The sequence below is a fragment of the Streptomyces sp. NPDC015532 genome (assembly GCF_043078065.1).
Lineage (GTDB): Bacteria > Actinomycetota > Actinomycetes > Streptomycetales > Streptomycetaceae > Streptomyces.
This window is the reverse complement of record NZ_JBIBSY010000008.1, coordinates 108,469-131,575: the sequence shown is the minus strand read 5'-3', so window position 1 is coordinate 131,575 and position 23,107 is coordinate 108,469. Positions and strand designations below refer to the sequence as shown.

Annotated in this window: 19 protein-coding genes; 15 read left to right on the top strand and 4 right to left on the bottom strand. The window is 71.4% G+C overall.

Features of this window, described 5'->3' with window-relative positions; all coding sequences use genetic code 11:
* Window positions 1-28: 28 nt before the first annotated feature.
* From ACF07B_RS24120 to ACF07B_RS24100, 5 genes are all read left to right on the top strand, one after another.
* Entirely contained in the window at window positions 29-1,381 is a 1,353-nt protein-coding gene (locus tag ACF07B_RS24120) for an MFS transporter (protein ID WP_392180447.1), read from the top strand.
* Entirely contained in the window at window positions 1,378-1,956 is a 579-nt protein-coding gene (locus ACF07B_RS24115) for an RBBP9/YdeN family alpha/beta hydrolase (RefSeq protein WP_392180446.1), read from the top strand. Before ACF07B_RS24120 ends, ACF07B_RS24115 begins: the two co-directional genes overlap by 4 nt.
* 32 nt (window positions 1,957-1,988) lie before the next feature.
* Complete coding sequence (locus ACF07B_RS24110) at window positions 1,989-3,989, top strand: acetoacetate--CoA ligase (protein WP_392180445.1); 2,001 nt, start codon at window positions 1,989-1,991, stop codon at window positions 3,987-3,989.
* 171 nt (window positions 3,990-4,160) lie between these two features.
* On the top strand, window positions 4,161-4,535 hold the full coding sequence (locus ACF07B_RS24105; protein ID WP_326789871.1) for a hypothetical protein: 375 nt from the start codon (window positions 4,161-4,163) through the stop codon (window positions 4,533-4,535).
* Between the two features lie 279 nt (window positions 4,536-4,814).
* Window positions 4,815-5,189 (top strand): metalloregulator ArsR/SmtB family transcription factor, encoded by a 375-nt coding sequence (locus ACF07B_RS24100; RefSeq protein ID WP_384241774.1) that lies wholly within the window; start codon window positions 4,815-4,817, stop codon window positions 5,187-5,189.
* Between the two features lie 27 nt (window positions 5,190-5,216).
* On the opposite strand, the gene ACF07B_RS24095 is transcribed toward ACF07B_RS24100, so the two are convergent.
* On the bottom strand, window positions 5,217-6,191 hold the full coding sequence (locus ACF07B_RS24095; RefSeq protein ID WP_392180444.1) for a helix-turn-helix domain-containing protein: 975 nt from the start codon (window positions 6,189-6,191) through the stop codon (window positions 5,217-5,219).
* Window positions 6,192-6,426: 235 nt separating this feature from the next.
* Here ACF07B_RS24095 and ligA point away from each other — a divergent pair, with 235 nt between their 5' ends.
* Window positions 6,427-8,511 carry an NAD-dependent DNA ligase LigA gene (ligA, locus tag ACF07B_RS24090; protein WP_392180443.1) on the top strand — a complete coding sequence of 695 codons (2,085 nt, stop codon included), beginning with the start codon at window positions 6,427-6,429 and terminating at the stop codon, window positions 8,509-8,511.
* Here the strand turns inward: ligA and ACF07B_RS24085 are convergent.
* On the bottom strand, window positions 8,499-8,990 hold the full coding sequence (locus ACF07B_RS24085; protein ID WP_369484600.1) for a GNAT family N-acetyltransferase: 492 nt from the start codon (window positions 8,988-8,990) through the stop codon (window positions 8,499-8,501). The two genes, ligA and ACF07B_RS24085, sit on opposite strands and share 13 nt — an antisense overlap.
* Window positions 8,991-9,160: 170 nt before the next feature.
* Window positions 9,161-9,571, bottom strand: a complete 411-nt coding sequence (locus tag ACF07B_RS24080) for a Fur family transcriptional regulator (RefSeq protein ID WP_384241767.1) — start codon at window positions 9,569-9,571, stop codon at window positions 9,161-9,163.
* A gap of 592 nt (window positions 9,572-10,163) precedes the next feature.
* Between ACF07B_RS24080 and katG the strand changes: the two genes are divergently transcribed.
* The 7 genes from katG to ACF07B_RS24045 all read left to right on the top strand — a co-directional run bounded on the left by katG (window position 10,164) and on the right by ACF07B_RS24045 (window position 19,861).
* Window positions 10,164-12,386, top strand: coding sequence for a catalase/peroxidase HPI (gene katG, locus ACF07B_RS24075; protein WP_392180442.1), 2,223 nt, complete (start codon window positions 10,164-10,166; stop codon window positions 12,384-12,386).
* 123 nt (window positions 12,387-12,509) lie between these two features.
* Window positions 12,510-13,910 carry a dihydrolipoyl dehydrogenase gene (gene lpdA / locus ACF07B_RS24070; RefSeq protein WP_369483158.1) on the top strand — a complete coding sequence of 467 codons (1,401 nt, stop codon included), beginning with the start codon at window positions 12,510-12,512 and terminating at the stop codon, window positions 13,908-13,910.
* A 181-nt stretch (window positions 13,911-14,091) separates the two neighbouring features.
* Window positions 14,092-14,685: a hypothetical protein gene (locus tag ACF07B_RS24065; protein ID WP_392180441.1), complete on the top strand. Its 594-nt coding sequence runs from the start codon at window positions 14,092-14,094 to the stop codon at window positions 14,683-14,685.
* 139 nt (window positions 14,686-14,824) lie between these two features.
* The gene (locus ACF07B_RS24060; RefSeq protein ID WP_392180440.1) at window positions 14,825-15,553 is read left to right on the top strand and encodes a hypothetical protein; all 729 of its coding nucleotides are present in this window, start codon (window positions 14,825-14,827) and stop codon (window positions 15,551-15,553) included.
* 130 nt (window positions 15,554-15,683) lie between these two features.
* Window positions 15,684-16,517 (top strand): ABC transporter ATP-binding protein, encoded by an 834-nt coding sequence (locus ACF07B_RS24055; RefSeq protein WP_392180439.1) that lies wholly within the window; start codon window positions 15,684-15,686, stop codon window positions 16,515-16,517.
* A 259-nt stretch (window positions 16,518-16,776) separates the two neighbouring features.
* Window positions 16,777-17,529, top strand: a complete 753-nt coding sequence (locus ACF07B_RS24050; RefSeq protein ID WP_392180438.1) for an FAD binding domain-containing protein — start codon at window positions 16,777-16,779, stop codon at window positions 17,527-17,529.
* A gap of 769 nt (window positions 17,530-18,298) precedes the next feature.
* Window positions 18,299-19,861, top strand: coding sequence for an MFS transporter (locus ACF07B_RS24045; protein WP_392180437.1), 1,563 nt, complete (start codon window positions 18,299-18,301; stop codon window positions 19,859-19,861).
* 421 nt (window positions 19,862-20,282) lie between these two features.
* Here the strand turns inward: ACF07B_RS24045 and ACF07B_RS24040 are convergent, their stop codons facing one another.
* Complete coding sequence (locus tag ACF07B_RS24040; RefSeq protein WP_392180593.1) at window positions 20,283-20,930, bottom strand: TetR family transcriptional regulator; 648 nt, start codon at window positions 20,928-20,930, stop codon at window positions 20,283-20,285.
* A gap of 275 nt (window positions 20,931-21,205) precedes the next feature.
* Between ACF07B_RS24040 and ACF07B_RS24035 the strand changes: the two genes are divergently transcribed.
* Together ACF07B_RS24035 and ACF07B_RS24030 are read left to right on the top strand one after the other, a co-directional pair.
* The gene (locus tag ACF07B_RS24035) at window positions 21,206-21,679 is read left to right on the top strand and encodes a hypothetical protein (protein ID WP_392180436.1); all 474 of its coding nucleotides are present in this window, start codon (window positions 21,206-21,208) and stop codon (window positions 21,677-21,679) included.
* A 194-nt stretch (window positions 21,680-21,873) separates the two neighbouring features.
* Window positions 21,874-23,052 (top strand): PP2C family protein-serine/threonine phosphatase, encoded by a 1,179-nt coding sequence (locus ACF07B_RS24030; RefSeq protein WP_392180435.1) that lies wholly within the window; start codon window positions 21,874-21,876, stop codon window positions 23,050-23,052.
* Window positions 23,053-23,107 lie beyond the last annotated feature (55 nt).

The window sequence follows — 23,107 nt, the reverse complement described above, 5'->3', positions numbered from 1 at the left end:
TCCTCCAACAGCGCGTGAGGTGATGACGATGGAGTTGCACACCACTGCTGGACCCATCCCCGAGACGGACACGACCGCCTCGTCCGGATGGCCCGTGCCCCGACGCTATGCCTGGGTGGTCTTCGCCCTCAGTTTCGGCCTGCTGCTGTCCGACTACATGTCCCGGCAGGTTCTCAACGCCGTCTTCCCCGACCTCAAGAGCGAGTGGCTGCTCTCGGACGCGAGACTCGGCACGCTCAGCAGTGTCGTCGCCCTCATGGTCGGCCTGCTCACGTTCCCCATGTCGCTGATGGCCGACCGCTGGGGCCGGGTGAAGAGCCTGCTGCTCGCCGCGGCGCTGTGGAGCGTGGCGACCCTCGGCTGCGCGGTCTCCGCGAACTACGACCAGATGTTCGTCGGCCGGCTCTTCGTCGGCATAGGCGAGGCCGCGTACGGAAGTGTCGGCATCGCCGTCGTCCTGAGCATCTTCCCGATCGGTCTGCGCGCCACCCTGTCCGGTGCCTTCATCGCGGGCGGTGCCTTCGGTTCGGTGCTCGGCGTGTCGATCGGCGGCGCCGTCGCCGAACACCTCGGCTGGCGCTGGGCGTTCGGATTCATGGGCATCTTCGGCCTGGTGCTGGCCGCGGTCTACGGCGTCGTCGTCACCGAGAAGAGGCTGACGCCGGAATCCGGTTCCACCGACGCCGGGCCCGGTCCCGGATCGCAGGGCCGGCTGCGTGTGCTGCTGCCCCGGCTGTTCTCCTCCGTGTCGGTGATCAGCGCCTACGTGGGCAGCGGTCTCCAACTGTTCATCGCCGCCTCCTTGATGGCCTGGCTGCCCAGCTACTTCAACCGCTACTACGACATGCCCACCGCCAAGGCGGGCGCGACCGCGGGGATCTTCATCCTCGTCATCGGCGTCGGCATGATCGGCGGCGGTGTCGTCTCCGACCGCATCAGCCGGGCGTACCCCATCCGCAAATGGGCCGTCGCCATCGGGTGCAGCCTCGGCTCGCTCGTCCTGCTGATGACCGCCTTCCGGCTGCCGACCGGACCGCTCCAGCTCGCGGCGCTGGCGGCCGGAGCCCTGCTGTCGGCCGGCACGGCCGGTCCGGCGACCGCCATGGTGGCCAACCTGACCCCCGCGGCCATCTCCGCGACGGCCTTCGCCACCCTGACCCTCGCCAACAGCCTGCTCGGGCTGGCTCCCGGACCCGCCGTGACGGGCGCGCTCGCCGACCACATGGGTCTGGCCGGCGCCCTGCGGATCATCCCGCTCGCGGCCCTCGGCGCCACCGCCGCGTTCCTGATCGGCCGTCACTTCTACGAGCGTGATCTGAGCCGGCTGACGAGCGGCACCGTCCCGGCCGCGGAGCCGGAGGAGGCGGTGGTTACGGCGTGAGCAGCGGGACCGACCCGGTCGTCGTGATCGTCCCGGGGCTGCGCGATCACGTCGCTGAGCACTGGCAGACCCTGCTGGCGGACCGGCTGGCGGAGGCCGGGCGCACCGTGCGCACCGTCCCGCCGCTCACCGAGGACTCCTTGAGCCGCGCGGCCCGTGTGGCGGCGCTCGACAAGGTGGTCTCGGAGGCCGGGGGCCCCGTCGTGCTCGTCGCGCACAGCGCCGGCGTGATCACCACGGTCCACTGGGCCGAGGGACACGCGGCACAGGTGCGCGGAGCGCTGCTCGTGACGCCGCCGGACTTCGGCACCCCGCTGCCCGAGGGCTATCCGGCGCCCGACGTGCTCTCCGAGCACGGCTGGACGCCGGTACCCCGGACCACGCTGCCGTTCCCCAGCGTCGTCGCCGCCAGCTCGAACGACCCCCTCGGCACGGCCGAGCGGGTCGCCGGACTGGCCCGAGACTGGGGCGCCGCGCTGGTGGAACTCGGCGAGGTCGGCCATCTCAACCCCGCGTCCGGCTACGGCCCGTGGCCACGCGCCGAAGAACTGCTCCGCGACGTGGAAACCGGCTGAACGCCGCGTCCAGCCCAGGAAAGGCACACCCGATGAACACCGACACCGACCTCCTGTGGTCCCCCGGTCGCCGCGAGTTGGAGGAATCCAACGTCGCGACCTTCATGAACTGGGTGAGCGAAGTACGGGGAGTCCACTTCTCCGACTACGCCGAGCTGTGGCGGTGGAGTTCCACCGACCTCGCGGGATTCTGGTCGGCGGTGTGGGAGTTCTACGGGCTGGACGCGGTCACCGACCACGACGAGGTCCTGGGCCGGGCGTCGATGCCGGGAGCCGACTGGTTCCCCGGCGCCCGGCTGAACTTCGCCGAACGCTGCTTCGCCCGGGCCACCGACGCCCGCCCCGCGCTCGTCTGTCTGACCGAGGGCGGCACCCCCGAGGAGATCTCCTGGAGCGAGCTGCGCCGGCAGGTCGCCGACGTCGCGGCGGCGCTGCGCCGCATGGGCGTGGAGCCCGGCGACTGCGTGGCCGGCTATCTCCCCAACCTCCGCCAGACCGTGGTGGCGCTGCTCGCCACGGCCGCCGTCGGCGCCGTGTGGACGGCCTGCTCCCCCGACTTCGGCACGCCCAGCGTGCTCGCCCGGCTCCGCCAGGCACGGCCCGTCGTCCTCGTGGCCGCGGACGGATACCGCTACGGCGGCAAGACCTACGACCGGCGGCCCGAGGTCGCCGAGCTCGCGGACGGGCTGCCCACCGTCCGCCACCTCCTCGCCGTCGACAGCGTCTTCGACATCCCGGCGGAGCCGTGGTCCGACCGGCCCGACGTCCACCAGCACGCCTGGTCCGCGCTGCCGTCCGCGGACGCTCCGCCGGAGTTCGCCGACGTGCCCTTCGACCACCCGTTGTGGATCCTGTGGTCGTCGGGAACCACGGGGATACCGAAGGGGATCGTCCAGGGCCACGGCGGCATCGTGGTCGAACTGCTCAAGGCACTGGGCCTGGGCGTCGACCTGCGCGCCGAGGACCGCTACCTCTTCATCACCTCGACCAGCTGGATGGTGTGGAACTTCCTGGTCGGCGGGCTGCTGCACGGCAGCACCGTCGTCCTGTACGACGGCAGCCCCACGTATCCCGGAATCGACGGCGCCTGGGAGATCGCCGAGCGGACCGGTGCGACCGTGCTCGGCGTGGGCGCCGCCTATCTCACCGCCGCCGAGAAGGCGGACACGCGTCCCGCGGACACGTTCGGACTCGGGCGGCTGCGGACCGTCCTGCAGACCGGGTCGACGCTGCCGCCGAGCACCTGGCGCTGGGTCCACGACCGGCTGGCGCCCGGCGTGCGGCTCCAGTCCATCTGCGGCGGCACGGACGTCTGCTCCGTCCTCGCGGGCAGCACCCCGCTGCTGCCCGTCCGCCTGGGCCGCATCCAGGCGCCCGCCCTCGGCGTCGCCCTGGCCTCCTGGGACCCCGAGGGACGTCCGCTGACGGGCGAACAGGGCGAGCTGGTGGTGACCGCGCCGCTGCCGTCCATGCCGCTGCGCTTCGTCGGCGACCCGGACGGCGCCCGCTACCGGGCCAGCTACTTCGACACCTACCCCGGGGTGTGGCGGCACGGCGACTGGGTCACCATCGACCCGGACCTGTCGGTCGTCGTCGCGGGCCGCTCCGACTCCACGCTGAACCGCTCGGGTGTGCGCATGGGTTCCGCCGACCTCTACGCCGTCGTCGACCAGCTCCCCGAGATCGCCGACAGTCTCGTCATCGGGGTGGAACAGCCCGACGGCGCCTACTTCATGCCGCTGTTCGTCGTGCCCGCCGAGGGAACCACGCTCGACGACGGTCTGCGCCTGCGCATCGCCACGGCCATCAGGAGCCGGCTGTCCCCGCGCCATGTGCCCGACGTGATCGTGCCGGTCCCCGCCGTGCCGCGCACTCTCACGGGCAAGAAGCTGGAGGTCCCGGTCAAGCGCGTCCTCCAGGGCGCCCGCCCCGGCGAGGTCAGCAGTGAGGGGTCCATCACGCACCCGGAGATGCTGGCGTGGTTCGCGGAGTTCGCGGCCACCCGCGCGGCGGGCGTCGGGCGTCATTCGTGATCAACCACCGCCCACCGGCGATCAATTAACTGTCATCCCGCACGCCTTTCGATGCTCCTTCCGCCAGTCCCGAAACAACCCGGCCGCACCTCGCGGACGGTCCGTAGGGTCCGGATCACCGGCCGGTCGGGAACTCCTCCGTCCGCGCGGTGACCCGAAGGAGACATCGGTATGGCAAATGTGGAGATCTCCCTCAAGGAGACGATGACGTCGATCGAGGGCTCGCTGGGCGTGGCCCTCGTCGACTACACGAGCGGCATGGCGCTGGGCACGCTGGGGGGCGGCAAGGACCTCGACCTGAACGTCGCCGCGGCCGGGAACACCGACGTGGTCCGCGCCAAGGTACGCACCATGGAACACCTCGGGCTCAAGAGCAAGATCGAGGACGTGCTCATCACGCTCGAGAACCAGTACCACGTGATCCGGCCGCTCACGGGCCGCAACGGCAACGGACTGTTCCTGTACCTCGTGCTCAACAAGGCGACCTCGAACCTGGCCATGGCCCGCCACCAGCTCGCACGCATCGAAGCCGAACTAGAGGTGTAGACAGCCACGTTCTCCGCGCCTTCGCATGCCCACGACTTGAAGACTTCTTCAATTAGGTACATCCAGATCGAGTCAATCTCGTGGGCATGCGGAGGCGGAGCCGCCAGGATCGGTCCTTACGGCACCGCTCGCGGCGGGCGCTCGGAAGCCACCGCACCAGCCGGAGAAGCGGAGAGCCACCGCACCAGCCGGAGCAACAGCCCGTCCCCAGGCGGCAGGGAGCGAACGATTTTGACCAGGCAGGTTCCCCTCTACCAGGCCAAGGCCGAGTTCTTCCGCATGCTCGGACACCCGGTGCGCATCCGGGTCCTGGAACTGCTGCAGAGCGGACCCGTCTCGGTGCGCGACCTGCTCAGCGAGATCGAGGTCGAACCCTCCAACCTCTCGCAGCAGCTGGCCGTGCTGCGCCGCTCGGGGATCGTGGTGTCGATCCGCGAGGGATCGACCGTCAGTTACGCCCTGGCGGGCGGCGACGTCGCCGAACTGCTGCGCGCCGCCCGCCGTATCCTCACCGAACTGCTCGCCGGACAGACCGAGTTGCTGGCCGAGCTGCGCCAGGCGGACGTCGGCACGGGCCTGCCTCCCGGTCCGCGCGAACCGGACCTCGTCGTCACCCGGTCCGCGCGGCCCTCCCCGGCGGTCCGGGGACACTGAGGCCCGGGAGGACCGGCTGCCGGGCCGTCAGGCCCACCCCTTGCGCGCGGCGTGCCAGCCGAGCTGGATACGGCTCTCGGCACCGGCCCGCGCCATGAGTTCACCGATGCGCCGCTGCACGGTGCGACGGGAGACGCCGAGGTGCGCGCCGACCGCCTGGTCGGTGAGTCCGGCCAGGACCAGGGCGAGGATCCGGGCGTCGAACGCGTCTATGGCGTCCGGACGCTGCTCGTCGACACCGTCGCCCGCCGTGTGCGGCGACAGCGGGTACGCCTGCTCCCAGGCCAGTTCGAAGTAGGCGACCAGCGCGTCCAGCAGTCCTCCGACGTGCACCAGCACCGAGGCGGCCGCGGTGTTGCGGCCGCTGGACAAGGGAAGCATCGCCAGTTCGTGGTCCGCGATCATGAGTTTGACCGGCACGGCGTCGGCGACCCTGACCTGCTGTCCGGCTTCGAGCGCCCAGAGGGCCTGGGCAAGCGCCCCGGGCTCGGTCAGCGCCTCCCGGTGCAAGATCGTCCGGTAGAGCACGCCACGCCGGACTCCGGCCCCCTCCGCGTCGTTGTCGCTGCGCGACACAACGGTCTGTTCGGGCACCATCATCGCCCGCACCTGCTGCCGGGCGGATTCCTGGAGCTGTCTGAACCGATGGCGAACCGCGTCGATGTCACTGATCACCTCCACCGCGCCGCCCTCGGCACCCGTGCGGTGCTGCTCCGCGAGCGTCAGCACCGCGTGCTCCGCCGCGCTCAACTCGGCTCGGCGCCGCCGCAGTTCCCCGCCGAGCGCCACCGCCGGGGGTGCCGCGAAGAACCTGGTGACCGTGCCCTCGCTCGCCTGACGCACGACGAGACCGCGGCCGGCCAGCCCGGTGAGCACGTCACGCACCTCGGACTCGGGGCGGTCACCGTCGGCGGCCAGCTCATGGACGGCAGCGCGTCCCCGGGCCACCAGGAGGCGGTAGATCTCCTCCTCGGCCGGACCGAGACCGAGCGCGGCGAGCATGGGCCACTCCTTGAAGTTCGGGTGGTGACGCCGGACGGGACGGGGGCTGCGCAGGCATGTGGCCTGCCCGGTCCCACGGTTCCTCCAAGGTCTACTTCACGCCGTGGGCCCGTGTCACCTCCCGCGTGACGCTGTTGCCCGCATCGTCCCAAGTGCGGGCCTAGCGAGCCACGAATCCGTGGTGCGGCGCGAGGCTCGGAGGGCGTTGTCAGTGGTGGCAGGCAGGATGACGGGTATGACAACACCTGTTGCAGTGATCGTGGACGCCGTCGCCTACGCGCAGGCGGTCGAGGACGCGTTGAAGGCGTCGGCCGCCTACTACGAGGGCGGCACGTCCGTGCTGGACGACGACGCGTACGACCGGCTCGTGCGCGGAATCGCCGCGTGGGAGGCCGGACATCCCGATCAGGTGCTGCCCGACTCGCCGACCGGGAAGGTCGCGGGCGGCGCCGTCGAGGGGGACGTCCCGCACACGGTGCCGATGCTGAGCCTGGACAACGTCTTCTCGCCCGAGGAGTTCACCGCCTGGACGGCGTCGCTGACCCGGCGGACCGGTCATGACGTGGAGCGGTACAGCGTCGAGCCGAAGCTCGACGGCCTGGCCATCGCGGCGCGCTACCAGCAGGGCCGGCTCACCCGGCTGATCACCCGGGGGGACGGCACGGCCGGTGAGGACGTGTCCCACGCGATCGGGACGATCGAGGGCCTGCCCGGCGAGCTCACGGAGCCCCTCACGCTGGAGGTGCGCGGCGAAGTCCTCATGACGACCGCGCAGTTCGAGCACGCCAACGAGGTGCGCACCGCGCACGGCGGGCAGCCGTTCGCGAACCCGCGCAACGCGGCGGCGGGCACGCTGCGCGCCAAGGAGCGCGCCTACACGGTACCGATGACCTTCTTCGGCTACGGTCTGCTGCCCGTCTCCGGCACCGAGGCCGAGGAGGCCGCACGGCTGGGCGAGCTCGCGCACAGCGAACTCATGGCGCGGGCGGCCGAGCTGGGCGTGAACACCACCGCCAGCACGGCCGTCCCCGGGATCACGGCGGCGACCGCCGAGCAGGTCCTGGCCCGCGTCCAGGAGATCGGGGCGCTGCGCGCCGAGCTGCCGTTCGGGATCGACGGGATCGTCGTCAAGGCCGACCTGGCGGCCGACCAGCGGGCCGCCGGGTCCGGTTCACGCGCGCCGCGCTGGGCGATCGCGTACAAGCTCCCGGCCGTGGAGAAGATCACCCGGCTGCTGGCGGTCGAGTGGAACGTGGGCCGCACCGGCATCATCGCCCCACGCGCCGTGCTGGAGCCGGTCGAGATCGACGGCTCGACCATCACGTACGCCACCCTGCACAACCCGGCGGACATCACGCGCCGCGATCTGCGGCTGGGCGACCACGTGATGGTCCACCGCGCCGGTGACGTCATCCCGCGGATCGAAGCGCCCGTCGCCCATCTGCGCACCGGCGAGGAAGCGCCCATCGTCTTCCCCGAGGCGTGCCCGAACTGCGGATCCGCCATCGACACCAGCGAGCAGCGGTGGCGCTGCGAGCAGGGCCGCAACTGCCATCTCGTCGCCGCGCTCTCGTACGCGGCGGGCCGCGACCAGCTCGACATCGAGGGCCTCGGTCACACGCGGGTCGTCCAGCTCGTCGAGAGCGGTCTGGTCGCCGATCTCGCCGGGCTGTTCGGTCTGACCCGTGAGCAGCTCCTCGGCCTGGAGCGGATGGGTGAGACCAGCACCGACAACCTCCTCGCGGCGATCGAGACGGCCAAGGGCCGGCCGCTGTCACGGGTGCTGTGCGCGCTCGGTGTCCGCGGCACCGGCCGGTCCATGTCCCGGCGCATCGCCCGGTACTTCGCCACCATGGACGCGGTGCGCGCGGCGGATGCGGAAACGATGCAGCGGGTCGAGGGCATCGGCAAGGAGAAGGCGCCCTCGATCGTCGCGGAGCTGGCCGAGCTGGCCCCGCTCATCGACAGGCTCGTCGCCGCCGGGGTCAATATGACCGAGCCCGGGGCCACCCCGCCCGCCGCGCCCGACGAGGACGGCACGGACGCGCACGCGGGCGGTAGCGCCGGCGGGCCGCTGGCCGGGATGACGGTGGTCGTCACGGGTGCGATGACCGGGGCTCTGGAGCAGCTCAGCCGCAATCAGATGAACGAGCTCATCGAGCGCGCCGGCGGCCGTTCCTCCTCCAGCGTGTCGAAGAAGACGACCCTGGTCGTGGCCGGCGAGGGCGCCGGGTCCAAGCGCGCCAAGGCGGAGACCCTCGGGGTCAGACTCGCGGCGCCGGAGGAGTTCGCGGAGCTCGTCGCCGACTACCTCGTCTGATCGATTCCCTCGGGGGATGTGCCGATCCGCCGGGCCAGCACCTGGCCCGGCCAGGTCCCGGACAGGAATCGCCCGGCGGGGGTGAATCCCTGGCGCTCGTAGAACGCGACCAGCGCGCCCCCGCCGCCCGCCCAGCAGTCGACCCGCAGCAGTCCGACTCCGGCCCGCCGTGTCTCCTCGGCGGCGTGGGCCAGGAGCGCGGCGCCGATGCCGTGGCCGGCGTACCGGCGGTCGGACACCAGCAGCCGGACGTACCGCTCGGGTTCTCCGGCGGGCTCGATCGGCATCTGCGGGCTGGGCCCGGTGTCGAGGACCATGGCTCCGACGGGTGTTCCGTCGGCCTCCGCGACGAAGGGCGCGTTCTCGGTCATGTACCGCCGGACGCGCTCCGCCCCGTTCGCCGTCCCCGAGTACGGGGTCGTGCCCCACTGCTCGGTGTTGCCCCGGGCGTTCATCCAGACCACCGCTCCATCGAGCATGTCCAGAACGGCGGGTGCGTCGGCCGGGCCGCCGGGCCTGATCCGTATCGACTGCGCGATGTCCCACTGGATGCTGTTCACGGCGGAAGCCTAGGCCGAACGGGTGGGCCGCCGCGGGACCGGTCGCCGGAAGGATCACCACCGGCGAGTCCCCGGGATCCGGGCGGAACCTAGACGCACGAAGGGCACAGCCCCCGATACGTGACCTCCACGGCTGCCACGGTGAAACCGAATCGTTCCGTCGCCGGAAGGTCGGCCAGCGGGTCGCCGGTCGGGTGGACGTCACGGACCGCGCCGCAGGCGGAGCACACCAGATGCTGGTGCGGCCGGTGCGCGTTGGGGTCGTAGCGCTTGGCGCGGCCGTCGGTGGAGACCTCGATGACCTCGCCGAGCGAGACCAGCTCCCCCAGGGCGTTGTAGACGGTCGCCCGGGAGATCTCGGGCAGCCGTTCGGCCGCGCGGGCGTGCACCTCGTCGGCCGTGAGATGCACATGATCACCGTCGAGGACCTCCGCAACGACGCGACGCTGGGAAGTCATCCGCCAGCCACGTCCTCGCAGTCGCTCCAGCAGGTCACTCATATCGGTTCACCTTTTCAGGATCGGTGGGAACCCGCAGTTTATCGGTGTGCATCCTGGGTCCGATCGAATATGGGTCTGGTGTCCTTCTTGACTTGGACTCTGTCCATCGTAGGATCGGTTTTGGCACTGGCCAAGGGACAAGAAGACTTCGGTACGAGCAGGAGAGACACAGATGTCGGGACCACCGCCGTGGGACCACGCGGCGCCGGCCTGCGCGTGACGGCCACCGTGACACGCAGCCCGGGACCATCCCGGACCCCGGGACCACCCCGGCGGCGACGCGACCGCCGCCGGGACGGACGCCCCGGCGCCGCATCTGCCCGTACGTCGCACACAGCCCTCCGTCCGCCCGCCGTGGCGGGATGCGTACCCCGTATCGGACCGGTCCAGCCGGTCCGGCGCGAGCCGTGTACGGCGTCCCCGCTCCCGGCCGCGCGGCCGGTCGCCCCCTTCGCCCGTCATCGTCCGAGAAGAACGACCTCCCCGTCGGCTCCGTCGACGGCCCCGGGGCCGTCCGCCGGGGCCCCGCCCCGGCCGCTCCCCCCACCCGCAGTCGCTGAGCACCGAGATCGGCCCATCCGGAAGGATTCCCATGTCTGAGAACCACGACGCGATCGTCACCGACGCGAAAACCGAGGCCACGGGCGGCTGCCCGGTCGCGCACGACCGCGCCCCGCACCCGACCCAGGGCGGCGGCAACCGGCAGTGGTGGCCCGAGCGCCTCAACCTGAAGATCCTCGCCAAGAACCCGGCCGTGGCCAACCCGCTCGGCGAGGGCTTCGACTACGCGGCGGCCTTCGAGGCCCTCGACCTCGCCGCGGTGAAGCAGGACATCGCCGAGGTGCTCACGACCTCGCAGGACTGGTGGCCCGCCGACTTCGGCAACTACGGCCCCTTCATGATCCGTATGGCCTGGCACAGCGCGGGCACCTACCGCATCAGCGACGGCCGCGGCGGCGCCGGTGCCGGCCAGCAGCGCTTCGCCCCCCTCAACAGCTGGCCGGACAACGGCAACCTGGACAAGGCCCGCCGTCTGCTGTGGCCCGTGAAGAAGAAGTACGGCCAGAGCCTCTCCTGGGCCGACCTCATGATCCTCACCGGCAACGTCGCCCTGGAGCAGATGGGCTTCGACACCTTCGGCTTCGCCGGCGGCCGCGAGGACGTGTGGGAGTCCGAGGAGGACGTGTACTGGGGTCCCGAGAGCGTCTGGCTCGACGACCAGCGCTACACCGGCGACCGCGAGCTGGAGAACCCGCTCGGTGCCGTCCAGATGGGCCTCATCTACGTCAACCCCGAGGGCCCGAACGGCAACCCGGACCCGATCGCCGCGGCCCGCGACATCCGTGAGACCTTCCGCCGGATGGCGATGAACGACGAGGAGACCGTCGCCCTGATCGCGGGCGGTCACACCTTCGGCAAGACCCACGGCGCCGGCCCGGCGGAGAGCGTCGGCGACGACCCCGAGGCCGCCCCGATCGAGGCGCAGGGCCTGGGCTGGAAGAGCACCTACGGCACCGGCAAGGGCGGCGACGCCATCACCTCCGGCCTGGAGGTCACCTGGACCACCACGCCCACGCAGTGGAGCAACGGCTTCTTCGACAACCTCTTCGGCTACGAGTGGGAGCTGACCCAGAGCCCCGCCGGCGCCAACCAGTGGAAGCCGAAGGACGGCGCCGGCGAGGGCACCGTCCCGGCCGCGCACGACCCGGCCAAGAAGATCGCCCCCTCGATGCTCACGACGGACCTGTCGCTGCGCGTCGACCCGATCTACGGTCCGATCTCCCGCCGCTTCCACGAGAACCCCGCCGAGTTCGCGGACGCCTTCGCGCGGGCCTGGTACAAGCTGACCCACCGTGACATGGGCCCGAAGTCCCTCTACCTCGGCCCCGAGGTCCCCGAGGAGACGCTGCTGTGGCAGGACCCGCTGCCGGAGGCGGAGGGCGAGGTCATCGGAGCCGACGACATCAGCGCCCTCAAGGCGAAGATCCTCGGCTCGGACCTGACGGTCGCGCAGCTCGTCTTCACCGCGTGGGCGTCGGCCTCGACGTTCCGCGGCAGCGACAAGCGCGGCGGCGCCAACGGCGGCCGCATCCGCCTGGAGCCGCAGCGCGGCTGGGAGGCCAACGACCCCGACACGCTGGCGACGGTGCTGCGCACGCTGGAGGGCGTCCAGCGCGACTTCAACTCCGGTGACAAGCACGTCTCGCTGGCCGACCTGATCGTCCTCGGTGGCGTCGCCGCGGTCGAGAAGGCCGCCAAGGACGCCGGTCACGACGTCCAGGTGCCCTTCACCCCGGGCCGCGTGGACGCGACGGACGAGCAGACCGACGCGGAGTCCTTCGCCGCGCTGGAGCCGACCTCGGACGGCTTCCGCAACTACCTCGGGAAGGGCAACCGGCTGCCGGCCGAGTACCTGCTGCTCGACCGGGCGAACCTGCTGACCCTGAGTGCCCCGGAACTCACCGTCCTCGTCGGCGGTCTGCGTGTCCTGGGCGCGAACCACGGGCAGTCCTCGCACGGTGTCCTCACCGCGACCCCCGGCAAGCTCACCAACGACTTCTTCGTCAACCTGCTCGACCTGGGCACGACGTGGAAGGCGACGTCGGGGGACGCGACCACCTTCGAGTGCCGCGACGACGCCACCGGCGAGGTCAAGTGGACCGGCACGCGTGCCGACCTCGTCTTCGGCTCGAACTCCGAGCTGCGCGCGCTCGCCGAGGTCTACGCGAGCGACGACGCCCAGGCGAAGTTCGTCAAGGACTTCGTCGCCGCCTGGGACAAGGTCATGAACCTCGACCGGTTCGACCTCGTCTGACGCCTGGCGTACGGCCCGGTCCCCGCGGGGACCGGGCCGTACGCGTTCCCCGGCGTGAGAGGCCACCGCCCCCGGCCGCGCCCGTCGCGCCGCCGGGGGCGGTGGCGTTCTAGGCTGAAGGTCATGAGCGCACACTTTGACGTGGTGGTCCTGGGCGCCGGCCCGGGCGGATATGTCGCGGCGATCCGGGCGGCCCAGCTCGGACTCAGCACGGCGATCATCGAGGAGAAGTACTGGGGCGGTGTGTGCCTCAACGTGGGGTGCATCCCGTCGAAGGCGCTGCTGCGCAACGCGGAGCTCGCCCACATCTTCACCCAGGAGGCCAAGACCTTCGGCATCCAGGTGAACGGGGAGGTGAGCTTCGACTACGGAGCGGCCTTCACCCGCAGTCGCAAGGTGGCGGACGGACGCGTCAAGGGCGTCCACTACCTGATGAAGAAGAACAAGATCACCCAGTACAACGGCCGTGGCGCCTTCCGCGACGACCACACGCTCGACGTCGCCCTGACCGACGGCGGTACGGAGACGGTCACCTTCGACCACTGCGTCATCGCCGCCGGCGCCACCACCAAGCTGCTCCCCGGAACCTCACTGAGCGAGCGTGTGGTGACGTACGAGGAGCAGATCCTGTCGGACACCCTCCCGGACAGCATCGTCATCGCGGGCGCGGGCGCCATCGGTGTGGAGTTCGCCTATGTGCTCCACAACTACGGTGTTCAGGTCACCCTCGTCGAGTTCCTGGACCGGATCGTGCCCTTGGAGGACGAGGAGGTCTCCGCCGAACTGGCCCGCCGCTACAAGCGGCTCGGCATCAATGTGCTGACCTCCACCCGTGTCGAGGCGATCGACGACTCCGGGGACAGGGTCAAGGTCATGGTGACCACGGGCGGACAGCGGCAGACGCTGGAAGCCGGCAAGGTGCTCCAGGCGATCGGGTTCCAGCCGCGTGTACAGGGCTACGGGCTGGAGAACACCGGTGTGAAGCTCACCGACCGCGGTGCGATCGACATCGACGGCCGGTGCCGTACGAGCGTGCCGCACATCTACGCCATCGGTGACGTGACGGCGAAGCTGATGCTGGCCCACGCGGCCGAGTCGATGGGCATCGTCGCCACCGAGACGATCGCCGACGCGGAGACGATGGAACTCGACTACGTGATGATCCCGCGGGCGACCTACTGCCAGCCGCAGATCGCCAGTTTCGGCTGGACCGAGGCGCAGGCACGCGAGAGGGGCTTCGACGTCAAGGTGGCGAAGTTCCCGTTCACCGCGAACGGAAAGGCCCACGGCCTGGGCGAGACCGCGGGATTCGTCAAGATCCTCAGCGACGCGCGCTACGGCGAACTCCTCGGTGCCCATCTGATCGGCCCCGAAGTCACCGAACTGCTCCCGGAGTTGACGCTCGCTCAGCAGTGGGACCTGACGGTCCACGAGGTCGCACGCAATGTGCACGGACACCCGACGCTCGGTGAGGCGGTCAAGGAGGCCATTCACGGCCTGGCCGGCCACATGATCAACATGTGACGGGTGAATGCCGCCGCACCCCTTCCGGCCTGGCCGCGTAGCGAGCCGGGAAGGGGTGCGGCGGCGGCTCCGGGACTTCTCCGGGACTTCGGCCCGGGGGTGGGCTACGGGCCACCGCGATGGCGCGGTCATGAGTAGAAGTACTCATGACGCCCGCCGAGGCGCGGGAAAGAATCGGGCGATGACGACGCCAAGGAAGATGAGAGCCCGCCTCGGGATGCTGGTGTTGGCGGTGTGGGTCCTGTCGGCGACTGGGTGCGGAACCCAGCGGGCGGGGGATGCCGCCGACGCGTACCGGAGTTCGCATCCGACGCCGACCGGCACGGCGACACCGAGCACAGCGGTGGACTTCATCTGTCCGGGCGAGAGCCCGGAGCCGACGGAGTCCACGGCCGCCGCCACCCCCGGCTCAACCGAGACGCCGGCCGACCACTACGCCGAGAACCACGGCTTCAGGGTTCCCCTTCAACTCCACGGCCAGAACCGCTGCGACGGGCTGACCGTCGTCGGACGCGTCAAGGAAGCACTCGAACCCCTGCGCCGACGTGGCGACTTCGCCCCGGACGGCGTCCGCGACGCGCTCACCGGTCTCGGCTACTCCGCCGAGAAGGTACAGGCGTACCAGAACGGGTCCGCCGGGGTCGCCTTCCTCATCGACATCGGCGTCTCCCCCTGGTGTGTGGAGGGCACGATGAGCAGTGAATCCACCAAGGCGGATGCCTTCGGCGGCTACCCCGACGGCAGCAACTGCGAGCCCCCGAGCGGCGGCCACTGACCAGAGCCCGCGACGCGGCTGCCGGGGCCGGCCGTGCGGGAGCGTGATCCTGGTCCGGGGTGGAGCCTGACCAGCGGCTCCGTCCCGACGCTCCGTAAATGGCGGGCGGCCGCCGCGTCGGGATACGTACGGTGGCGGCGTGTCCTTCTTCGCCTTGTACGACGCCGAACATTTCTACGGCGAGCCGGAGCCCGTGCCCGGTACGCGCGTGTCCTTCGTTCCCGACAAGCTGATCGCCGCTCGTGAGCGCCGTACCGTGCGACCGGCGGACCGACAGCCGGTCGGCGACGAGGGACTGATGGTGAACGAGATCGCCGCTGATGTCGCGCTGTGGCCGTCCAGTCTGTGGCGCGTGGCCGATCTCGAACTGATGCGGCCGCTGATGAGCTACAGGTGGTTGCTCTGCCGGGCCTTCACGGTCGTGGAGCAGGTGCCCACCTGGCTGGTCGCCGGACCTCACGGCGACGCCGCGGAATGGGTGATCGCCCGGACGCGAACCCTGACCGCCGCCCAGGCCGATGCCCTCGCCGCGCTGCCGGACGAAGGCGAGGAGCCGCTGACACAGGCGCTGTGGGCTCGCTGGAGGCAGAACCGCCACCACACCGGTTCTCCGGTCGGATGCGCCCTGACGACTCTCAACAGGGTCGTCGCCGAGGCCGCTCACGACGTGGGCCCGCACTTGTTCGGCCCGGATGAGGAAGACGGGGTCGAGGTGCTCAAGGATCCGGCCTGGCTGCGGGCCTCTCGTGCGGCGTACGCGGCCGCGCTGGCGCTCGGAGCCCCCGATCTGCTCACGCCCCAGGAAAACGCGGCGCTCGCCGGTCGCTGGACCACCGTGTTCGGCTCCCCCGACCTGCCCCGACGATAGCGAGCCCGAAAGCGGCGTCCGGGCCTGTCCTCACCCGCCTCACCGCCGTCCGTCAAACGGACACCCGGGCAACAAGATGCGGAGTGCATCTAATGTGCGAGGTGCGACGAGCGATCGAGGGGAGCCCGACATGGCCGAGGTGCGGACCGCGTCAGACGTCAGCGGCACGGGCGCGGTGGTGGCGCTCCGCGATGTGAGCGTCCACCGGCACACCAGCGGCCAGGTGATCCTCTCGGACATCGGCTGGACGGTACGGTCCGGCGAGCACTGGGCCCTGCTCGGAGCCAACGGCGCGGGCAAGACGACCCTGCTGCGGCTGCTGGGCGCGCTGATGCATCCGACGACGGGGAGCGTCGAGGTGCTCGGCTGCCGGCTCGGCCGGGTCGACGTGCGCGAGCTGCGCGCCCGTATCGGCCATGTGAGTACGGCCCAGCGCGTACCGCGGGACCTCGACGCCCACTCCGTCGTCCTGACGGGCCACACCGGAACGGTGCAGCCGCTGTGGCGGAAGTACGACGCCGAGGTGCGCCGACGTGGCCACGAACTGCTCGCCGAGCTGGACATCAAGGAGCTGGCCGACCGGCCGTACGGGGTCTGCTCGGGCGGCCAGCGGGCCCGTGTCCTGATCGCCAGGGCGCTGATGGCCGAGCCGGCCCTGCTGCTGCTCGACGAACCGTTCAACGCCCTGGACCTGCCCTCCCGCGAGGACCTCGTCGAGGCCATGCAGCGGCTGGCCGAGAGCCGCCCGGAACTGGCCACCGTGACGGTCACCCACCATCTGGAGGAGCTGTCCCCGGCCGTCAGCCACACCCTGCTTCTGCGCGAGGGGCGCGTCCTCGCGCAGGGCCCCGTCGAGGACACCCTGACCGATTCCTGGATGACCACCTGCTTCGGACGGCGGATCACCGTGGTCCGGCACGGCGGTCGATGGGCGGCCTATTCCGGCTCCCACCAGGGTAGTTGACAGCGGTACGAAGCAACTCGCGGCGCGGGAAAGGAACATGACGGGCGCCATGGCCGCCCAGTGAGTGCGGACAGCGCGTGCGGCCGCCCCCGGGCCACGTCCCCGGCGTGAGCGCATCCGCACGGCGGGGCGCACCGGTCGGGGCAGTGTGCCCTGTACGCGCCCCCGTCCATACGGCGAAAATGCGCCTGTCGACGGTGATTTCGCCAAGACACCGAGTACCCCGCCGCCAAGTCACCAGGAAAGCAGGTCGGCTGTCGTGCTGTTGCGTCTGCCCACGTCCGTGTCCGAAGCACAGGAGTACATGACCGAGGGGGCTGTGCCCATCGGCGGCGCCACACTGGTGTGGGCCACCTGGCAGCGGGACGGGTTCCCCGACCACGCCATGTCGCTGCGCGAACTCCCTGAGGCCAACACGATCGAGCGCGAGGCCCTGGGTGCGGCCGTGGTGCTCAGCCGCATAGACGACCGCGTACCGGAGGTACTGCGCCGGGCGGCCGCCGGCGTGGGTACCGGCGCCGTACGCCGGACGGCCACGGTGGGCGGCAACATCGTCGGGAGCACGCTGCGTTGTCTGCTGCCCGCGGCCCTAGTCCTGGACGCCCGCGCGGTGATCCTGGAACCGGAGGGCGTCGCCGAGACCGATCTGGCCGAGGTGCTCGCCAAGCGCCATCTGCTCCTGAGCCTGCGCTGGCGCACACCGGTCACCAGCAACTATGTCAAGGCCGCGGCCGAGCCGGGCGGGCCCTCGCCGCTCGTCGTCGCCGCCGCCCTGCACTCCGTCGACGGCGGCGGGACGCTCCTGCGCGTCGCGGTCCGTTCCGAGGACGAGGTGTTCAGCGAGAGCGCCGAATGCCACGGTCCCGCGGACGCCGACACCGGCACCGGCACCGACACCGACGACATCCTGCGCACCCTGTGGAACGGTCCCCTCGGCCGCCTTCCGGCCTCGGCACGGGAACTCGTAGGCCGACAGGTGACCGACCTGCTGGCGCAGGCCGCCGACCGCTAGGTCGTGTCCGCAAAGTCGCGTCGTTCGCCCGGAGGGCGGGTCCGGCGGCGTCATGGGGGTCCCCCCTGCTCGAGCGAAGCCGAGAGCTCGGGGGAGCGTGCTCTCGGCGTGCCGGGCGCAGGCCCTCGTACTGGACGTACTTGGGTCTTCGCCCGGTGCGGCGAGTGGGGGTGCCCCCTGCTCGAAGAGCTTGGGGGAGCGTGCCAGGCGTCGCCGGGCAGGCGCGACTTTGCGGACACGGCCTAGGGGCTCGCCGTCGCCCCACCCCCGGAAGACGGGGACGGGTACGCGCTCCCCCGGGCTCTGCGGCAGGGCCGGGCATTCCATGGTGCAGGGGCCGGGAATTCAACAGGTGCCGGTCAGTTGTACCGATCCGGGGACGGAGACGCCGACGCGCCCGTCCCCGGTGGGCCGCCCTCCCGGGCTCCCGGCCCGCTGAACGGCATGTCCGCCCGGCGCGGGGGGGGGGGGGGGGGGGGGGGCCCGGCCCCCCCCCCCCCCCCCCCCCCCCCCCCCGGGGGGGGGGGCGCGGGGGCGGGGGGGCGGGGGGGCGGCGGCGGGCCCGGGGGGCGCGCCCGCCGGGGCCCCGGGCCCGCGTCCCGGCTTGCCGGCCGGGCGGGGGGCCGGGGGCCGTGTCGGCCGGGGCCCCCGGGCACCGGCCGCCGGACCGTCTCCCTAATTCATCAACGTGGAAATCGCGCGGCGGACTCCCGACTCTGGGTCCAGGCACCGGGAACCTCCCGGACCGCCCGGACGAAGGACGGAGCACATGCCCTCCACCCGCACCCCTGCCGCCGGTTCCACGCCGGCCGTACGACACAACCTGGTCCTGGTGGTCACCTGCGTCGCCCTCGGCTCGGTGGTCGCCGCCATGGCATCGCTCAATGTGGCGCTGCCCGATCTCGCCCGCGAGACCCATGCCACGCAGACGCAGTTGTCCTGGATCATCGACGCCTACAGCCTGGTCTTCGCCTCGCTGCTGCTGCCTGCCGGCGCCCTGGGCGACCGTTTCGGCCGCAGGCGGGCCCTGCTCGCGGGGCTGGCGATCTTCGGCGCCGGATCCGCCGCCGCCTCGCTGACCACCGAGCCCTCGACGCTCATCATGCTGCGCGGCGTCCTCGGAGTGGGGGCGGCGCTGGTCATGCCGGCCACGCTGTCGACCATCACCAGCACGTTCCCGCGCGCCCAGCGGGCGCGAGCCGTGAGTGTCTGGGCGGCGGTCGCCGGAGCCAGCGCGCTGGTGGGCCTGTTCGCCTCCGGCGCCCTGCTGGAGGGCTGGTCATGGCGCTCGGTGTTCCTGCTGAACGTCGCTCTGGCCCTGGTCGCCCTGGTCGGCACGCTGCTGTTCGTGCCCGAGTCCGCCGAACCGCGGCAGCCCCGACTCGACGTCGGTGGCGCCGTCCTCGCCGTGGCGGGCCTGGTCACGCTGGTCTACTCGGTCATCGAGGCGCCGACCCGCGGGTGGGCCGACCCGGTCACGCTCGCCGGGATCGGGCTGGGCCTGGCCGTGCTGGCGGGGTTCGTCGTCTTCGAACTGCGCCGCGAGAACCCGCTGCTCGACCCCCGGCTCTTCCGCAACCGCCACTTCGCCGCGGGCTCGCTGTCGATCATGCTTCAGTTCTTCGTGTTCTTCGGGTTCGTCTTCGTGATGATGCAGTACCTGCAACTGGTGCGGGGCGACAGCGCCTTGATGGCGGCGACCGCGATGCTGCCCATGGCCGTGACCATGGTGCCGGTCTCCCGCGCCACCCCTGTGCTGGTCGGCCGGTTCGGATTCCGGGGACCCTGGGTGGCCGGTCTCGCCGGTGTCGCGGCGGGCATGGGGATTCTCTCCCGGCTCGACGCGTCCAGCCCGTACTGGATCATCGCGGCCGGTCTCGTACCCCTGGGTGCGGGAATGGGCCTGGCCATGACACCGGCCACGACCGCCATCACGGACGCCCTGCCGCGCTCGCTGCAGAACGTCGGTTCGGCCATGAACGACCTGGCGCGCGAGCTCGGCGGCGCTCTGGGGATCGCCGTCCTCGGCAGCCTGCTCAGCGCCGCCTACCGCGACCACCTGAGCCTGCCCGGCCTGCCGTCGCAGGTGGCGGAAGCGGCGCGCTCCTCGCTGGCCGCCGCCCACGCCATCGGCGGCCCGGTCTCCAGCCGGGCGACGACCGCGTTCGTCGACGGCATGCACCTGGCGCTCCTCGGCGCCGCCGCGGCCGCCGTGCTCGCCGCCGTCGCCGTCGCGGTCCTGCTGCGTTCGGCTCCGAGCCCGGAAGCCTTCGCCGAGGATGACGAGGCCCTGGACATCGTCGACGCGCGGAAGCAGCCCTCGTACCTCTGAGCTCCCGCCGCGCACTCCGGACCGGCGCCTCGCACGATGCGAGGCGCCGGCCTTCGGTGCGTGCGAAACCCCGGCCAGGGGCCGGAACGCTTGCACCGGGCCGGTCCTCGTCACGTCAGGCCCCACCACAGGACGGAACGAGACGATGGATGGGCGCGACCCCGATCGCCGCCATGCCCCGGGCCCGCCCACCCGCAGGACGGACCACCCGGTGGATCAGCGGCGCAGCACCGACCGCCACCGTGCGCCAAGCCGCCCACCCTTGGGACGAGAGGGCCAGTGGATCAGGGGCGCGACCCCGGTCGCCGCCGTGCCCCGGGCCGCCCACCCGCAGGACGGACCACCCGGTGGATCAGCGGCGCAGCACCGACCGCCACCGTGCGCCAGGCCGCCCACGTATAGAAACGAACCAGCCGGTGAATCAGCGGCGTGGCGTCGGGCGGCCGGCGGGTCGGGGGTCCGGCGTGGGGCGGCCTGGGCCGCGCAGGGCCTGCCGGAGTTGCGGGCTCATGAAACGGACCAGGTCGTCGGTCGTCATGGAGACGGCGGGCTCAAGGCGCAGCAGATAGCGCGTGGCGATCAGCCCGGCCACCACCGTGATGAACGCGGCGGCGCGTTGCCGGGCGTCGCGTCCTGGCACGAGGCCCGCGATCCTGTCGACGATCTCTCGCTCGACTGCCTCCTTCACCAGCGAGCCGAGGGAGTCGTCGTCGATCGCGGTCTTCATCATCGCGAGCAGCGGCGGGCCCGTCGCGGGGTCGTCCCAGACGGCGACGACCTGACGGACGACCCGTTCGGGGAACGTGCTGAGCTCACCCTCCTCGACGACCCGCGCGAGGAGTTCGGCCGGGTTGGCCCCGAGCGCCAGGGCGGCACCGAACAGCCCCTTCTTGGACCCGAAGTAATAGCTGATCAGGGCGAGATCGACGTCGGCCTCGCCGGCGACGGACCGGAGGGTCACCGCGTGATAGCCGTCCTCGAGGAACCGCCGCCGGGCCACGTCCAGGATCGCGGCCCGGGTGTCCGGGCTTCCCGGCCTGCGCCCGCGCTGTGAACCGGATTTATTCATCACGGACGAATTCTATTGCGCCACCGAACCACGTCACGGTGTTCGGACACGTCGCGACGCCTTCCCCGTGTCGCGGTGCGTTGCGATGTGTCGCGGTGTGTTCCGATGCGTTGCGATGCGTTCCGATGCGTCGCCCTGTGTGCCGATGTCGACCTCTTCTCACGAAATGGCATCGTTAATCCGTATGAGTGGTACATCACACACCGAGGCCGTAGCGTCGAGACAGAGCCGACACGCTGACGGCCACATGACAGAGCGTCCCGCATGGAGCTGATATGCGCAGAAACTCGATCCGGACCGCGTTCACCGTCTGCGCGGCCGCGTCGCTCTCAGCGGTGATGGGTACCGCTTCCGCCGCCCCCGCGACCTCGCACACCACGCATGCCACGCACGCCACACAGCAGCGACAGGCGCCCCCCGTACTCGTGGACTGCTTCTGGCATCCGGATGTGCGCCCCGCCGAGTTCATCCTGGCCTGCGGGGACGGCAACAGCCGCCTCGTCTCGCTCCACTGGTCGCGCTGGAACCAGGACTCCGCGGTCGCCCGCGGCGTCAACATGGTGAACGACTGCAAGCCGTACTGCGCGGCGGGCAAGTTCCACTCGTACCCGGTCGTCGTCCGCCTGGACCACCCGCAGCCGTGGAAGAAGAATCCGCAGGTGCAGCACTACACACGGATGACGCTGACCTACACCCAGAACCACCCGGACGGATACGCGCAGAGGGTCAGCTACCCGCTGTGGAACTGACACCGGCCGTTCGGCGACCCGGCGTCGCGGACTGACGGCCCCCGCCCGAGGCCGTTCCGCGGGGTCACCCGAGAACCGACACGCGCGCCGGACCCGCCGACGGTGTTCACCCTCGACCCGCCGATGGTGAACACCGCACGGAACCCCACAGCCACGGAGACAGGTACAAAATGGGGCATGTGGGTATCCGGCGCATGTCAGTGGACCGTCTCGTGCAGCAACCGTCGGGCCGCGGTCTGGTGGCCATCCCGCTCGCGTTGATCGTCGTGATCACCGTGGTGGACATCCGCTCCCCCACCGACGTCCACCTGGGCCCCCTGCTGGTCATCGCGCCGACCCTCACGGCCTCACTCGCGGGCCCCGCGCTGACGGCGCTGGTCGGCGTGCTCGCCGTCGCCGCCCAGGTGGTCATCGCCGTCCTGCACGGCGGACTCGGCACCACCAACCACATGGCACAGCTCGTCGCACTGGTGGTGCTCTCCGCCCTGGTCGTGTTCGTGTGCCATGTACGGGAGCGGCGCGCCCGGGAGCTGATGCGGGCGCGCTCGATCGCCGAGACCGCGCAACGCGTGCTGCTGCGGCCCCCGCCGCGCCGGATCGGTCCGCTGCGCGTGGCCTGGCTGTATCTGGCCGCCGAGGACGACACCCAGATCGGCGGCGACCTGTTCGCGGTCACCCGGGCCGCGGGCGCGTCCACCCGCGTCATCATCGGGGACGTCCGGGGCAAGGGGCTGGCCGCCATCGGCGAGGCCTCGGTGGTGCTGGGCGCCTTCCGCGAGGGCGCCCACCGCTACGCCACGCTGCCCGAACTGACGGCGGCCCTCGAGGTGAGCGTGTGCCGGGACCTCGACGAGGTGGCCGACACCGAGCACGACCCGGGCGAACACTTCGTCACGGCGCTCGTTCTCGACATCCCCGACGACGGCGCACAGGTCGAAATGATCAACTGCGGTCATCCCCCACCGCTGCTCCTGCGTGATCACCAGGTCAGCGTGCTGCACGCACGGCATCCCGTGCCCCCGCTGGGCATGTGCGAGCTGCCCGCCACCAGCCACCACTCCGATCCCTTCGCCTTCGAGGCCGGCGACTTCCTGCTGCTGTACACCGACGGCGTGATCGAGGCCCGCTCTCCGGACGGCGCCTTCTACCCCTTGGCCGAACGGGTCGCCACCCTCGCCGCCTCCACTCCCGACGTCCTGCTGCGCCAGATCCACGACGATCTCGTCCGGCACATCGGCGACCAGCCCGGCGACGACGCCGCCTTCCTGGTCATCGAACGCACCCCCGCGCACCACCTCCGTCTCTCCCACCGTCCCCCGGACGGCCACCACCGGCTCCCCCCCGACGGGTCACCGCCTCCCGCACCACGCTGAACGCGCGATGCGCCGAGGCGACACCACGCGCCTCGCGCGCACGGGCCCGACTAGC